17 protein-coding genes are annotated in these 14,373 nt (G+C 71.0%); 8 read left to right on the forward strand and 9 right to left on the reverse strand.

Annotation, left to right across the window (positions count from 1 at the left end; all coding sequences use genetic code 11):
* Positions 1 to 84 precede the first annotated feature (84 nt).
* The 4 genes from CUC05_RS20120 to galU are packed head-to-tail and all read right to left on the reverse strand — an operon-like array spanning position 85 to position 3,240.
* Complete coding sequence (locus CUC05_RS20120; protein ID WP_108667925.1) at positions 85 to 582, reverse strand: MogA/MoaB family molybdenum cofactor biosynthesis protein; 498 nt, start codon at positions 580 to 582, stop codon at positions 85 to 87.
* Positions 579 to 1,070, reverse strand: a complete 492-nt coding sequence (moaC, locus tag CUC05_RS20125; protein ID WP_108667926.1) for a cyclic pyranopterin monophosphate synthase MoaC — start codon at positions 1,068 to 1,070, stop codon at positions 579 to 581. Before moaC ends, CUC05_RS20120 begins: the two co-directional genes overlap by 4 nt.
* Positions 1,067 to 2,299 (reverse strand): molybdopterin molybdotransferase MoeA, encoded by a 1,233-nt coding sequence (locus CUC05_RS20130; RefSeq protein ID WP_205712454.1) that lies wholly within the window; start codon positions 2,297 to 2,299, stop codon positions 1,067 to 1,069. The genes moaC and CUC05_RS20130 overlap by 4 nt, the downstream gene beginning before the upstream one ends.
* Positions 2,299 to 3,240, reverse strand: a complete 942-nt coding sequence (gene galU, locus CUC05_RS20135; protein WP_108667978.1) for a UTP--glucose-1-phosphate uridylyltransferase GalU — start codon at positions 3,238 to 3,240, stop codon at positions 2,299 to 2,301. The genes CUC05_RS20130 and galU overlap by 1 nt, the downstream gene beginning before the upstream one ends.
* A 10-nt stretch (positions 3,241 to 3,250) precedes the next feature.
* Here galU and CUC05_RS20140 point away from each other — a divergent pair, with 10 nt between their 5' ends.
* The 5 genes from CUC05_RS20140 (at position 3,251) to CUC05_RS20160 (ending at position 6,607) form a co-directional block, all read left to right on the forward strand.
* A complete protein-coding gene (locus CUC05_RS20140) occupies positions 3,251 to 3,823 on the forward strand; it encodes a 5-formyltetrahydrofolate cyclo-ligase (protein WP_157965806.1) in 573 nt (190 codons plus the stop codon).
* 33 nt (positions 3,824 to 3,856) lie between these two features.
* Positions 3,857 to 4,180, forward strand: a complete 324-nt coding sequence (locus CUC05_RS20145; protein WP_108667927.1) for an FmdB family zinc ribbon protein — start codon at positions 3,857 to 3,859, stop codon at positions 4,178 to 4,180.
* Positions 4,181 to 4,184: 4 nt separating this feature from the next.
* On the forward strand, positions 4,185 to 5,003 hold the full coding sequence (locus CUC05_RS20150; RefSeq protein WP_205712455.1) for an S-methyl-5'-thioadenosine phosphorylase: 819 nt from the start codon (positions 4,185 to 4,187) through the stop codon (positions 5,001 to 5,003).
* A 108-nt stretch (positions 5,004 to 5,111) separates the two neighbouring features.
* Positions 5,112 to 5,864 (forward strand): MerR family transcriptional regulator, encoded by a 753-nt coding sequence (locus CUC05_RS20155; protein WP_205712456.1) that lies wholly within the window; start codon positions 5,112 to 5,114, stop codon positions 5,862 to 5,864.
* Positions 5,865 to 5,932: 68 nt separating this feature from the next.
* On the forward strand, positions 5,933 to 6,607 hold the full coding sequence (locus CUC05_RS20160) for a CpaB family protein (RefSeq protein WP_157965807.1): 675 nt from the start codon (positions 5,933 to 5,935) through the stop codon (positions 6,605 to 6,607).
* A gap of 54 nt (positions 6,608 to 6,661) precedes the next feature.
* On the opposite strand, the gene CUC05_RS20165 is transcribed toward CUC05_RS20160, so the two are convergent.
* Complete coding sequence (locus CUC05_RS20165) at positions 6,662 to 7,639, reverse strand: lamin tail domain-containing protein (protein ID WP_108667930.1); 978 nt, start codon at positions 7,637 to 7,639, stop codon at positions 6,662 to 6,664.
* A gap of 213 nt (positions 7,640 to 7,852) precedes the next feature.
* Here CUC05_RS20165 and CUC05_RS20170 point away from each other — a divergent pair, with 213 nt between their 5' ends.
* Positions 7,853 to 8,854 (forward strand): undecaprenyl-diphosphate phosphatase, encoded by a 1,002-nt coding sequence (locus CUC05_RS20170; protein ID WP_157965808.1) that lies wholly within the window; start codon positions 7,853 to 7,855, stop codon positions 8,852 to 8,854.
* A 172-nt stretch (positions 8,855 to 9,026) separates the two neighbouring features.
* Here CUC05_RS20170 and CUC05_RS20175 read toward each other — a convergent pair whose 3' ends face one another.
* Together CUC05_RS20175 and CUC05_RS20180 are read right to left on the reverse strand one after the other, a co-directional pair.
* Entirely contained in the window at positions 9,027 to 9,653 is a 627-nt protein-coding gene (locus CUC05_RS20175; RefSeq protein WP_108667932.1) for a class I SAM-dependent methyltransferase, read from the reverse strand.
* Positions 9,654 to 9,714: 61 nt separating this feature from the next.
* Complete coding sequence (locus CUC05_RS20180; RefSeq protein ID WP_108667933.1) at positions 9,715 to 10,728, reverse strand: AraC family transcriptional regulator ligand-binding domain-containing protein; 1,014 nt, start codon at positions 10,726 to 10,728, stop codon at positions 9,715 to 9,717.
* A gap of 135 nt (positions 10,729 to 10,863) precedes the next feature.
* Between CUC05_RS20180 and CUC05_RS20185 the strand changes: the two genes are divergently transcribed.
* Together CUC05_RS20185 and CUC05_RS20190 are read left to right on the forward strand one after the other, a co-directional pair.
* Positions 10,864 to 11,586, forward strand: coding sequence for a DUF4386 domain-containing protein (locus CUC05_RS20185; RefSeq protein WP_108667934.1), 723 nt, complete (start codon positions 10,864 to 10,866; stop codon positions 11,584 to 11,586).
* A 48-nt stretch (positions 11,587 to 11,634) separates the two neighbouring features.
* Entirely contained in the window at positions 11,635 to 12,696 is a 1,062-nt protein-coding gene (locus tag CUC05_RS20190; RefSeq protein WP_108667935.1) for an NAD(P)-dependent alcohol dehydrogenase, read from the forward strand.
* Here the strand turns inward: CUC05_RS20190 and CUC05_RS20195 are convergent.
* Positions 12,677 to 13,321: a DUF6174 domain-containing protein gene (locus tag CUC05_RS20195; protein WP_157965809.1), complete on the reverse strand. Its 645-nt coding sequence runs from the start codon at positions 13,319 to 13,321 to the stop codon at positions 12,677 to 12,679. The genes CUC05_RS20190 and CUC05_RS20195 overlap by 20 nt on opposite strands.
* A 49-nt stretch (positions 13,322 to 13,370) precedes the next feature.
* Positions 13,371 to 14,270 carry a GNAT family N-acetyltransferase gene (locus CUC05_RS20200; RefSeq protein ID WP_157965810.1) on the reverse strand — a complete coding sequence of 300 codons (900 nt, stop codon included), beginning with the start codon at positions 14,268 to 14,270 and terminating at the stop codon, positions 13,371 to 13,373.
* Positions 14,271 to 14,373 lie beyond the last annotated feature (103 nt).

Raw genomic sequence — 14,373 nt, forward strand, 5'->3', positions numbered from 1 at the left:
GACCAACAGGCTGCCGGACTGTCAAGGCGGACACCATCGTCCGTTCGTCCGAAGGCGAACAACGATCTTCGGAACGGATGGTAGTCAATGGTCGCCCGCTGCAAGCTGATCCACCGCATGGCCCAGCACACCGACGACGACCTCGACGGACTCACGTGCCCCCTTGGGGGACCCGGGCACGTTGACGACGAGGGTGCGGTCGCGGATGCCGGCGATGCCGCGGGACAGCATGGCCATGGGGGTGATCGCCAGCGACGTGGCGCGGATGGCCTCGGCCAGGCCGGGGACCTCCCGGTCGATGACGTCGCGGGTGGCCTCGGGCGTGGTGTCCTTGGGATGCATCCCGGTGCCACCGTTGGTGATGACCACGTCGGCGTCGCGGCAGGCGTCGATGATGGCCCGGGACACCCCCTCGCGGCCGTCGGGGACGACGGTCGTGCCGAGGACGGTGATACCGGCCTCCACCAGCACTGCCTCGACTGCGGGTCCGGCGGTGTCGTCGTACACCCCGGCGCTGGCGCGGGTGGACACCGTCACGATGCGCGCCCGGACGACCCGGGCCTCCGGTGCGGACGTGCTCACGAGTCCTCACCCCGGTGCCAGTCGCCGCGGACGCCGCCGGTCTTGGACTCCAGCTGGACGTGCTCGACGACCGCGCCGCGCTCGACGGCCTTGGTCATGTCGTAGAGGGTCAAGGCCGTGGTCGAGGCTGCCACGAGGGCCTCCATCTCCACCCCGGTGCGGTCAGCGGCCGTGGCGGTGGCCGTGATGCTGCAGCGCCCCGCCTCGACGTCGACGTCCACCTCGACCTCGACCCCCGACAGCGACACGACGTGGCACAGCGGGATCAGGTCAGGGGTGCGCTTGGCCGCCATGATCCCGGCGATCCGGGCGGTGGCGATGGCGTCGCCCTTGGGCAGCCGTCCCTCGACCAGCATGCGGGCCGTCTCCGGGCGCAGCCGAAGGGCGGCGGAGGCCACTGCCACCCGGCGGGTCGTGTCCTTGTCGCCGACGTCGACCATGCGGGCGTGGCCGGCCTCGTCGAGGTGGGTCAAGCGTGGTTCGCTCATGCCATCTCCTTCAGCAGGTGGACGACGACCTGCTCACCGGCATCCAGCGACGTGCGGTCGGCGGGGACCTCGGCGAGCCCGTCGGCCAGGACCATCGACCGGAGGATGCCGCTGCCCTGCGCACCGGTGGTGCTCGCGGTCCATCCGTCGGCGGCACGTTCGAGCGTGACCCGCAGGAACGACACCTTGTGCTCGGGACTGCGAACCCCCTCGGCAAGCCGGGCAGTCAGGCGGGGACGGTTGAGGTCCTGCCGTCCCTGCAGCCGACGGATCGCCGGCCGGACGTGGACCTCGAAGCTGACGGCGGTCGACACGGGGTTGCCGGGCAGCCCGAACACGGGGACGCCGTCGATGGTCCCGAAGGCCTGCGGCATGCCGGGCTGCATCCCGACCTTGCTGAACGACACGTCACCCATGTCGGCGAGGACCTGCTTGGACAGGTCGTAGCGGCCTGCGCTGACCCCGCCGCTCGTGACCAGCAGGTCGGCCTGCGCAAGCGCACCTCGGAACGCCCGCTTCAGGCTGGCACGGTCGTCGACGGCGATGGGCTGGCGGAACGCGATGGCGCCCGCCTCGACCACCTGCGCGGCCAGCAGGTAGGAGTTGGACTCGTGGATCTGGCCGGGACGAAGCGGCTTGCCCGGTTCGATCAGTTCGTCGCCGGTCGCCAGCACCGCCACGCGGGGCCGCGGATGCACCAGCACCCGGCCCACGCCCATGGCGGCCAGCATGCCGATCTCCGCCGCACCGAGGGGCCGGCCGGCGGTCAGGACGGTCTCGCCGGCGCGCACGCTCTCGCCGGCATCGCGCACGTTCTCGCCGGCGGTCGGCGCGACGTGCAGCACGACCTCGTGCCCGTGCTCGTCGACGAGCTCGACCGGCACGATCGCATCGACACCCGCAGGCAGCGGCGCACCGGTCATGATGCGGACGGCCTGTCCGGGGCCCGGCGACGGTCGCTCGGCAGCACCGGCGGCGATCTCGCCCACGACCCGCAGCGGCTCACCGGCGGTGACGGTGGCCGCGGCCACCGCGTATCCGTCCATGGCGGAGTTGGCGAACGGCGGGATGTCGCCGGGGGCGGTGACATCCTCGGCCAGGACCGAGCCGTGGGCCTCCGAGAGCGCCGTCTGTATCGGCGTCAGCGGCGACAGGCCCGAGAGGACCCGTCGACGGTAGTCCCCCAGCGGCTCCAGCTCGGCGGGATCGACGTGGTGTCGGTGCCCCACTACTGGTCGAGACCGGCGAGGAACTCGCGCAGGAACCCGATGAACTCCGGCCCCAGGTCCTCGCGCTTGGCGGCCAGCTCGACGGTGGCGCGGAGGTAGTCGGGCTTGGCGCCGACGTCGTAGCGGATACCGTCGAACTTGATGGCCCTGATGGGCTCGTCCTGCGCCTGGGCACGCATGGCGTCGGTCAGCTGGATCTCGCCACCCCGACCGGGCTTCGTCGCCCCGATGTGGTCGAAGATGTCGGGGGTCAGGACGTACCGACCGATGATGCACAGGTTGGAGGGGGCGTTGGCCTTGCCCGGCTTCTCCACCAGGTCGGTGACCCGGTAGACGCCCTCGTTGTCGGGATCGGGTTCGGCGGCCACGACGCCGTACTTGGACAGCTCCTCGTCGCCGAACTCCATGACGGCGATGACCGACCGGCCCGTTTCGTCGCAGACATCGACCATCTGTGACAGCAGCCGCTCCTCCTCACCCAGCAGGTCGTCGCCCAGCAGCACCGCGAAGGGTTCGTCGCCGACGTGGTACCGGGCACAGCCGACCGCATGCCCCAGCCCCAGCGGCTTGCCCTGGCGCACGTAGTGGACCAGCGCCAGCTGCGTGACGGCCTGGACGGCGGCCAGCAGGTCCTCCTTGCCGGTGGCGGCGAGCTGTCGTTCCAGCTCGACCGCCTGGTCGAAGTGATCCTCGAGGGCACGCTTGCCACGTCCGGTGACCATGAGGATGTCGTCCAGTCCGGCACGGACGGCCTCCTCGACGACGTACTGGATCGCCGGCTTGTCCACCAGCGGGAGCATCTCCTTCGGCTGGGCCTTCGTGGCCGGCAGGAACCTCGTACCGAGGCCCGCGGCGGGAATGACGGCCTTGCGTGCACGCACTGTGGGTGACCTTCGCTTTCCGAGAGCTGGAGGACAACGGACCGGGGTTGCCGCTGGCATGCTACGACGGATGTCGGTGGACGCGGGGCAACACAAGATCGAGCAGCGGCTGGCCGCGAAGGAACGTCGTGCAGCCGTCCCCGCCGACCAGCGGGCGCGGGCAGCGACGACGATCGGCGCCCGGATCGACCAGCTGATCACCTCACGGCCCGGGCCGCTCGTCGCCTACGCCGCCACCGGCGACGAAGTGTCCGTCGACGCCGTCATGGAGGGCTGGCTCGCCGCCGCCCGTCCGCTCGCGCTGCCCCGGGTCGTCGGGCCCGGACGCCTCGACCTGCACCTGGTGGCCGATTTGGGCGCCGACCTGGTCGTCGGGGCCTACGGCATCCGGGAACCGCGCGAGGACCTGCCGACCCTCGATCCCGGGGCTGCCGCCACCGTGCTCGTGCCGGGGGTCTGCTTCGACCGCAGGGGGGGCCGGATCGGCTGGGGCGGCGGCTTCTACGACCGCCTGCTGCCGAGGACGGTCGCAGCGTGGCGCCTCGGGATCTGCCTCGAGGTGCAGCTGGTCGAGCGTGTGGCCGCCGACCCCCACGACGCCCCTGTCGATGCGGTCGTCACCGAGGCCGCCGTGTACCGTTGAGCGGCCGTCGACCCCTTCGAGACCTTCACCACCATGCCAACCTACGACTACGTGTGCCTGACCAACGACCACCGGTTCGAGGTCAAGCAGTCCTTCTCCGACGATGCGCTGACCGAGTGCATCGAGTGCGGCGAGCCCGTCCGCAAGGTGTTCAGCGCCGCCGGGATCGTGTTCAAGGGTTCCGGGTACTACGTGACCGACACGCGCGGCAGCGGCTCGACGTCGAGCACCACGGGCACCGCCAGCAGCGGATCGTCCGACTCGTCGTCCAAGGGCGACAGCAGCTCCTCCAAGGACAGCTCCTCGTCCAGCAGCACGGCGTCCAGCTCCTCCAGCTCCAGCTCCAGCTCGGACTGACGTCGTGGACGTCCCACGCCACGACGAGGTCACCATCGACGTCGCCGTGTTCGGTGGCTCGGGCCTGTACTCGCTGCTCGACGACGCCCGCGAGGTCGTGGTCGAGACGCCGTACGGCCCACCGTCGGCACCGGTGACGGTGGCCGAGGTCGAGGGCTGCGCCGTCGGGTTCATGCCGCGCCACGGCGTGGGCCACACGATCCCGCCGCACCGCATCGACTACCGCGCCAACCTGTGGGCGATGAAGCACCTCGGGGCGACCGACGTGATCCTGCCGTGTGCGGTCGGCAGCCTGCGAAAGGACATCGTCCCCGGGTCGTTCGTGCTGGCCGACCAGTTGGTCGACCGCACCCGTGGACGAATCGACACCTTCCACGACGGGCCCGAGGTCACCCACGTGTCCTTCGCCGAGCCCTACGACGCCGAGATGCGCGGGGTGGCGCTCGACGCCGCGCGGTCGTTGGGCATCGAGGTCCACGGTGACGGCACCCTGGTGGTCATCCAGGGCCCCCGGTTCTCCTCCAGGGCCGAGTCCCGCTGGTTCTCCGCCCAGGGCTGGGACATCGTCGGCATGACCCAGTACCCCGAGGCCCCGCTGGCCCGTGAGCTGGAGATGGCCGCGCTCAACATCTCCCTCGTGACCGACTTCGACGCCGGCCTCGAGGACGATCCCGACGTCCCGGCCGTCACCTCGGCCTCGGTGCTGGAGGTCTTCCGCGCCAACACCGAGAACCTCCGTCGGCTGCTGTTCGCGATCATCCCCGCGCTGCCGCGCTCGCCGGATCGTCCCGCCCTGCACGCGTTGCGCGACGCGCACCTCTGATCGTCCGGAGAAATCTCGTCGAGGGGGTTGACCCTCACGTGACGTGAGGCGCCACGGTGGTGTCACACGGGTCGACCGACCCGTCGTCCACCACGGAGAGGAGCGGTGATGCGGACGGTGAAGGAGCTGGCAGAGCTCGCCGGTGTCACGGTGCGCACACTGCACCACTACGACGAGATCCGCCTGCTGGTGCCACGTGCCAGGACCGAGGCGGGTTACCGGCTCTACGACCACGACGACCTGCTGCGCCTGCAGCAGATCATGTTCTGGCGCGAGCTGGGATTCACGCTGACCGACATCGCCGCCGCGCTCGACGACCCCGACTACGACCGGGTCGAGGCGCTGCGCGAACAACGGGCCGAGCTGGTCCGACGACACGACGACCTGGGGCAGATCCTCAAGGCCGTCGACCAGACCCTCGCCGAGCTCGAGGGTGGACACCGGACCGACGAGGAGGAGATGTTCGTGGCCTTCGACCACAGCCAGTACGAGGACGAAGTCGAGGAACGATGGGGCGACACCGATGCCTACCGGCAGTCACGCGAGCGCACCACGCACATGGGCAAGGCCGACTTCGACCGGATCGCCGCCGAGAACGAGGCCTTCGTCGGCCGTCTCGCCGAGGCGTTCACGGCAGGGGCCGCCCCCGACAGCGATCGCGCGATGGACCTCGCTGAACAGGCACGTCTCGCGATCGGGCAGTTCTACGACTGCTCCCACGAGATGCACGTCAACCTCGGCGACATGTACGTCGCCGACCCGCGCTTCACGGCGACCTACGACACGCACGCCGAGGGGCTGGCCGCGTGGTTCCGCGACGCGATCAGGGCCAACGCCGAGCGGGCGAGCACCGACCGGTAGGGCCAGTTGTCCACACCCGGGCGCGATTTCGTGCCCGGGTGTGTCGCGGTTCGGGAGAGGGTGGTGGCGTGCCGCTGCGATCCGGCTTCCTCTACGGCCCCCCACCGCCCCTCCCCCGCCGCCTCGATCGGTTGGCCGAGGGATGGGCCCGCCTGCCCCCGCGCGCACGGCTGATGGGATGGGTCCTGCTGGGGATCGCCCTGACCGGCCAGTGCAGCGCCTACCGCGACGGGTTGGCGGCGCGCTGGGGTGGTGCCGGCGTGGAGGTGTGGCAGGCCGTCCGGACGGTGCCCGCAGGCGAGGACGTGGCCGGCGCCCTGCGACAGGTCCGCCTGCCCCCCGTCGCCGTGCCGCCGGCCCCGGTCACCGACGTGCGTCCGGGCCTGTCGCTGACCCTTCCCCTGCTCGAGGGGGCGGTGCTCACGCACGCGCACATCTCCTCGGTCGGCCCCGCCGCGGCCCTGGCCCCGGGCGAGCGACTGCTGCCCATCCCCGTCCAGGCGACGTGGGGCATCGAGGCCGGGGCGGTCGTGGACGTGTGGGCCGTCGACCGGTCGCGGGGGCCTCCCGAGCTGCTGGCCGAGGGGCTGCGGGTCCTGGCCGTCGACGGCGACGGCAGCCGAGCGACTGCCCTCGTCGCGATGCCGGCCCGGGACGTCGGGGCGGCGACCGCGGTGATGGGCAGCGGTCAGCTGCTCCTCACGCTCGTCCCCCCTGGCGGGCCCGACACGATCGCTGACTGACCGACGTCCCGGTCGTCGTCGGGTCCGTCGCGACGACCGGGACCGGTCGGGGGTTCACGCCTCGCAGGACGCGGCGGTCTCGACGTCCGTGCACGTGTCCGTGCCGGCACCCCCGTCGGCGGTGTCCTTGCCCCTCCCCCCGTCCAGCGCGTCGTCGCCGTCGCCGCCGTCCAGGTCGTCCTTGCCGTTGCCCCCGTCGAGGCTGTCCTCGCCGTCCCCGCCGTCGAGATCGTCCTTGCCGTTGCCCCCGTCGAGGGTGTCGTCGCCGTCCCCGCCGCAGATGACGTCCTCGCCGTTGCCACCGTCGATCTCGTCGTTACCGCCCCACCCGTGGATGACGTCGTCACCGTTCGTGCCGACCAGCACGTCGTCGCCCGGCGTGCCGAGGATGGTGATCGGCAGGCCCTGGCACGTCGTCGGAGTCGGATCGGGCTCGGGTTCGGGCTCGGGGAAGGTCTGCCCCGCGTTCAGGCTGCCCGGCGAGGCGTCCGTGGGGCCTGTCCACGTGAAGTCCTCGTAGGTCGATCCGACACCCGTCAGCTGGAGCGACTCGTGGCTCTGGGTGTCGTTGGACTCCTGGATGCCGATGTCGACGCTCTGCAGTCCTGCGGCGGGCCCGGTGTCGGCGAAGAACGACCCCTCGTAGGAGAGGAACTGCACGACCTCCCCGCCCGGTCCGATGAGGGCAAGCCCGTCGGGACCGCCGTTGTCGATGAACGTCGCGGGGAAGGCCAGTGCGCCGTACCCCGACCCCTCGTCGTCGATGGTGCCGCCGAGGACGATCGTGTCGTAGACATCCCGTTGCCCCCGCTTGCCGTCGTACAGGGCGACGGTCCATCCCGTGAGGTCGGTGCCGGCTGGTCCGGCCACCTCCACGAACTCGTTGACGTCCACGCCGGCGTTGTCGTAGTGCAGCTCGTTGACGAACACCGCGGTGGCCGCGTGTACCCCCATGGGCGCCATGGCCAGCAGGACGCCGGCCGTCAGCATCAGGATCAGCCGAAGTCGCAGTGGGTGGTTGGATTCGGACATCAGGGCCTCCCCAGTCGGTGCGTGAACATGCGCCCGCCCTCGGTCCCCCGTCGGAGCCGTTCGGCGGTGTCGCCATCGACCATGACAGGCGACCCGACAGGCTGACCACGGGGTCCGGACAGAAACGCAGGACGCTTTTGCGATCCGTTGACGGCGGGACGTGGGCATCCGGACACGGCGGGGCCACCAACGTCGCCCCGTACCATGCAGCCGATGATTCCTGCGTGGCTCGAGGCCGTGATCCTCGGCATCGTCCAGGGGCTGACCGAGTTCATCCCCGTCTCCAGCTCCGGCCATCTGGTGCTGGTGCCCTACCTCATGGGCTGGGAGAAGCACAGCCTGGCGTTCGACGTGATGCTGCACGTCGGCACGCTCGGCGCGGTGCTGGTCTACTTCCGCGGTGAGCTGTCGGCCATCGTGCGTGGACTGCTCCGGCTGGACCGGAGCCCCATGGGCGAGGTGTACCGGCGTGTGGGCCTGCTGCTGGTCCCCGCGAGCGTCCCCGTGGCCGTCGTCGGCCTGGCCCTCGCCGGCCCGATCGAGGATGCGTTCGGATCCCCGTTGGTGGCCTCGCTCCTGCTGCTGGTCACCGCCACGCTGCTGCTGACCGCCGAGGCCATCCGCAGCCGTCGTGTCCGGGCCAGCGGGCTGGTCGTCGACGAGCTCGCCCCGGTACCGGCCGGCCCCGGCGCCACGGAGTCCACCCAGCGTGCATGGACCGGCAGCTGGCGCGAGGGGAAGGGCCAGGTGCTGGACCTCACCGAGGCGCCGGTCGGCCTGCCGTTGGGCGAGGACGCCAGCGACCCGACTGGTACCGACCTGTCCGGCATCACGTTGCGGCACGCGATGACCGCCGGGTTCGCCCAGTGCCTGGCAGTGCTGCCGGGGATCAGCCGCGCCGGCTCGACCATCACCGGCGGCGTCTTCGCTGGGCTGACCCGCGAGGCGGCGACCCGCTTCTCGTTCCTGCTGGCCATCCCGGCGCTGGTCGGGGCCACGATCCTGAGCCTGCCCGACCTGGCCGACGGCGGAGAAGCCCTGGCCGAGCTCGCGGGCGGCATGCTCGCCGCGTTCGTGTCGGGGTACCTGGCCATCCGGTTCCTCGTGCGCCTGGTCTCCCGCGAGCGACTGACCGGGTTCGCCTACTACTGCCTTGCCGCATCGGCCGTCGGGGTCATCGGCTGGCTGATGCTCGGCCCACCCAGCACCGTCTGACCCCCGACCGCGTCGGTTCGCCCGAGCTGCCGCAGCCGCCGACACGCACGCACATCGGTCAGGAACGTGCGCCGCAGCGCCGGGTCGGCGATCGCCCGTCCCATGTCCTTCATGAAGCCACTCCGACGCGGTTTCGAGTCCGAGGTTCCCCAACCGTCGGGGCAAAACTGGCTCAGCTCCCGCGCTCGAACAGGTAGGCGAACGGCGACCTGGTGTAGGCGACACCACGTCCCGTCTCGTGGAGCAGCTCGGGGGTGATGTCCACATCGCGCTTGGGTACCAGGTAGCTGTCCAGGGTGTCGGTGCGGACCGAGTAGGCACCGGAGCGCGAGGCAACCACACCTCCAAGGCGTAGCCGCGGGTCGAGGGAGGCCATCGCGGCGTCACCGTGGCTGGAGTTGACGAGCAGCACCCCGCCGGGTCTCAGGTACCGCGTGCAGTGCTCGGAGACGAAGCCGGCGTACAGCGAGACGAGCAGGTCGACGGAGCCGTCGGCCACATCGAGGTCGTCGGTGTAGTCGGCGTGGAGGAAGCGCACCGTGTGGCTGCCGGGGACAACCCCGTTCTCGACGAGCAGCTCCTCGACACCGGCCGCGTCGGCGAAGAACTGGTTCGCCCGCCGGTCGACGTCGACGTAGGTCACCGACGGCCACACGAACGACGGGGCGATGTCGACGTAGGACCCCGGGTACAGCACGGTGCGCGCGTCCACCGCATCGGCGACTGCGCCGAACAGCCCACGCCGATCACCGACGAGCCGATCCTGGATCTGCCACAGCCGGCGGGTTCGCTCGAGCACGGGCCGACCCTACGCCCCGCGTGGCCGATGTGGCTTCACAACGCCAGGTCCGCGGCTCGGATCAGCGGTCTGCGGTCCGTGCACCCGCCACGCGGTAGGCGGTCGGGGTCAGGCCGGTCCAGCGCTTGAACGCCCGGGTGAACGCGCTCTGGTCGGCGAAGCCCGTCAGGAAGGCCACGTCGGCGAGGGGGTGGTCGGTCGTGACCAACAGCGCCTCGGCGGCCTCGCGCCGAACCTGCGTGGCGATCGCCTGGAACGACGCGCCCTCATCGGCCAGCCGGCGGTGGAGGGTCCGTTCGCTCATCCCCAGCCGTCGCGCCACCCACGTCTTGCTCGGTTGCCCGTCGGGCAGCGCATCGGCCACCGCTCCCCGCACCTGGGACACCAGTGAACGGTCGGCCGCCCGGGCCCGCAGTTCGTCCAGCCGGGCCAGCAGGTAGGCCGAGAGTCCGGCATCCGCCAGCCGCGGCTGCTGGGCGATCACCGCGGCGGAGAGGTGGATCGCGTCGTGGGCTGCGTCGAAAGCCACGTCACACCCGAAGAAGGCCTGATGCGGCGCGACGGTCGGGGGCCTCGGGTGCCGGAAGGACACCGCGTCGGGTCGCACGTGCGCACCTGCGGCCTGTCGGAGCATCGAGACCACCGCGGCCAGCGCGCACTCGTTGGCCAGGGCTGCCCCACGCCGGTGGTGGGGACGCCCGTTGAGCTCGAAGCGCTGGCCGCCCGGCTCGTCGACGAGGGCGTACTCCAGCGTGTCGGACAGCACCAGGATGTAGCGCATCAGCCGCTGAAGGGTGGCGCCGAGTGTCTGCGCCGTCTTCATCGCCAGCCCCAGCGCGCCGAAGTCGTCGGCCTGCAGGGCCTCGGCGTAGCGGAAGGGCAGCGCGTGGTCCTCGGCACCTGCCACGCGCTCGATCAGCCCGTAGTAGGCCTCGGCGTCGACTGACTCGCCGGCCCACGACGACACGGGCGCATCGGCGTGGATCCCCACGCTGGCCAACAGGTCCTCTGGTCGCTCCGGGCCACGCCCGACCTGGACGATCCGGCGGATCACGGGGGTGCCGACCGAGCCCACCGGGGGGTTCTACCACGCCCACCATCCGGGTGTCCGGGACGGTCAAGCGGGTGGCCGGAACGGTCAAGACCGCCGTCCGGGGTGCTCCGTAGCGTCAACGACGTCCCCGCACACCCATTCCGAGAGGAGCCAGAGATGGCTGCCACCACCATCCCCACCCCCCGTCCGACGTCGCTGTCCCGCCTTGTCGGGGTCGCCTACTTCGGGATCGTCTTCACCGGCATCTTCGCCGAGTTCGTCGTCCGTGGACAGCTGGTCGTCGCCGGGGATCCGACGGCAACCGCCGCGAACATCGCAGGCTCACCCGGCCTGTTCGTCACCGGCATCGGCGCCGACGTGGTCATGATCGCCCTCGATGTGATCGTCGGCCTGGGCCTGTACCGACTGCTGAAGCCCCACGACCGCCGGCTCGCCCGAATTGCCACCGGAGCCCGCCTGATCCAGGCCGGGATCCTCGCCGCCAACATGCTGACCCTCGCACCCGCGCTCGGCCTGGCCCGGGACGCCGTGAGCACCGGCTCGTCCGCCGCCGCGGCCCAAGCGCTGCAGGCGGTGGAGGCACACGCCCTCGGATACGACATCGGGCTGATCGCCTTCGGGGTCTCGTGCCTGGCACTGGCCAAGCTGCTGGCCGACCACCACCTCGTCCCGCCGTGGCTCGCGATCGGCATGGCCGCCACGGGTGCGGTCTACCTGCTCGGGTCCTTCGCCGCCCTGTTCGCCCCCTCGTTCAACACGGCCATCGATCCCCTCTACCTCATCGCCATGGTCGTCGAGCCCGCCTTCGCCGCCCGCCTGTTCCGCCGTGGAATCCGACAGTCCCCGGCCGCGGTGCGACCCGTCGCGGTCGCCGGTTGACCCCGCACCACCGATACATCCGCACACCGAGAAGAGGAGACGATCACCATGCGCGCGATCACCCAGCACACCTACGGCACCGCCGACGTCCTCACACTCGAGGACGTCCCGACCCCCGACATCGGGGCCACTGACGTCCTCGTCAGGGTCCATGCCGCCGGCGTGGACAGAGGTATGTGGCACCTGATGACGGGACTGCCCTACCCGACCCGACTGGCGTTCGGGCTTCGCAAGCCGCGCCACCCCATCCCCGGCATGGACGTCGCAGGCATCGTCGAGGCCGTCGGTCGCGACGTGACCCGCTTCACCGAGGGCGACGCGGTCTTCGGCGTCGGGCAGGGCACGTGGGCCGACCTCGTCGCGATCGACCAGGACCGCGTCGCCGCTGTCCCGCGGGGCGTCGACATGCTGGCCGCCGGCGCCCTCGCCGTGTCCGGCTCGACCGCCCTGCAGGCCGTCGAGGACCACGGCCACGTCCAGGCCGGCGACCGCGTGCTGGTGCTCGGCGCCAGCGGCGGCGTCGGCAGCTACGCGGTGCAGGTCGCCCGTGCCCACGACGCCCACGTCACCGGCACCGCCAGCACCGGCAAGCTGGACCTCGTCCGCGACCTCGGTGCCGATCAGGTCATCGACCACCGCGTCGCCGACCCGTTGGCCGAGGCAGACCGCTACGACGTCATCATCGACACCGGCGGCAACCGCCGACTGCGCGACCTGCGACACGCCCTGCGCCCCACCGGCACCCTCGTCATCGTCGGAGGAGAAGGCGGCGGGCGCCTGATCGGTGGCCTGGACCGCCAGCTCCGGGCCGTGCTGACCTCGGCGTTCACCCGCCAGCGCCTGGTGACCTTCGTCGCCACAGAGGATGCCGACCACCTCGAACGGCTCGCCGACCTCGTCGAGGCCGGGCACGTGACACCACGAGTCGGACGGGTGTTTCCGCTGGAGGAGGCGGCGGAGGCCATGCGCCTCCTGGAGGCCGGGCAGGCCCGCGGCAAGCTGGTCCTGGCCGTCGCAGGCGCGCAGTCCGGGACCGGCTGCCCCATGACGTCCCAGTCGACCGGGAGCGTCCCGGCCTGTAGGGGTGGTTCTACTCGTCTTCGGCTGTGACCAACCTCGCGGTGTACGTCACCTCGTCGTCAATGGCGTTGGGAACCTCGGTTCCGTTGCCCAGATCCAAGGGTGGCGTTGGGTCGACGTACAGGTTGGCGGGCAGGCCGTGGCGGTTGTACCCGCCGGTGACCAACGCCCCTCTGGCGAGGTCCTGCTCGATGCGGTCGTGCATCTGCGTGACGGTCGGGACGAGATCCTGCCCTGCGTCGACGGGTTGGCCATCGATCGAGGAGATGGTGCCGCCGGTGACGATGACGTCGAACGGTCCTGTCGCCTCGGGGGGGCAGAAGCAGTCGCGCTGGAACACGAACGCGTAGTCCTGAAGGCCCAGAGCAGCCCAGGTCTCACGAGCGGCGAACAGCCGGGCGAGAGCGGTGACCGGTCGGTCCTCGGTCGGCTCCGGCCCCGATTCCGCGTCCTCGGCTGTGACGTCATCGCCCTCCGGCGACGAGGCAACGTCGGTCGAAGGAGGCGCCAGGTCGCTGGGTGACGACGCGATCGGTGTCCGCTCGTGTGGCTGCTCCGGCGCGCCGGTACACGCAGCCACCAGGGCAACGGTGGCGATGGTGACGACGCCGAGCGAGAGCCTCATGCGTCTGTCAGACGTATCGCGAGCGCGCAACGTTCCACTGGACCACTGGTCCCAGTGCTCCTGTCGGGCTACCTCGCGATCAGGTTCCTCGTCCGCTTGATGGGGTCGCGGAGGGAGTCACCTCGTAGGTCAGCCACTCGCGGTGCACGGTGAGACCCACGCGCTGGTACAGCCCGAGGGCGCCGCGGTTCTCGGCATTGACCGAGAGGCCGAGGCTGGTCGCGCCGTCGTCGCGCAGACGGCGCAGCGCCGTCAGCAGCAGCGCCCGTCCGATCCCGCGAGCCCGGTGCGCTCGCGCGACGGCGAGCTGGGACACCCAACCGGTGCCGTCGTCCCATATTCGACACATCGCCACGCCAACGAGCTCGTGACCCTCGACGGCGAGGACCTGCTGACCGGGGACGAGAAAGGCACCCGCGAACAGGCTGGACCACTCCTCGAACGGTCGGTGGTTGTGACCGGGGACCGTCGACCATCCGGCACGGACGTAGATCAGCTCGTGGACGTCTGCCGCCACTGAAGGGGTCCATGGGACCGTGGTGACGCCCTCGGCCCACGCGGGTTCCTCGAGCGCCATCGCCTGGTCCTGGTCCATCTCGAGGTCGAAGGAGGAATGGACGTGGTGCCAGCCACGCCCGTCCAGGGCCGCCACGGACCGGCGGTCGGCTGCATCGGCGTCGGCGGTGCGAATGGGGCCGTCCTCGAGCCAGCCGAGCAGGACGTCGTGGACCGTCTCGTCCTCTGCATCGGGGTCCACCAGCCAGACCGTGTTGGTTCCCCACCGCCACGCCGCGCCGAGGATGCCCCCGCCGTCGTCCTCCACGACGAGTGAGGAGGACGCCAAGTCGTCGACGTGGTCGAGCTGCTCGGCCGTCTCCACCTCACTGATGATCTCTCCACCCCCGATGGACTCCTCGTGGCGGACCTGCAGCCGCGTGAGGAGCGGGATGTCCGCGACAGTGACCGCTCGTGTGTGCATCTCTTTCATCATCGCCGCAAATGGACGGCGCCGCTGCACCGGGTGGCACGACCAGGCGCAGCCGGTGCGGCTGATTCGCGGACATCAGCAGCCACCGGGGTGA

It is taken from the genome of Euzebya rosea (assembly GCF_003073135.1).
In the GTDB taxonomy this organism is placed as follows: domain Bacteria; phylum Actinomycetota; class Nitriliruptoria; order Euzebyales; family Euzebyaceae; genus Euzebya; species Euzebya rosea.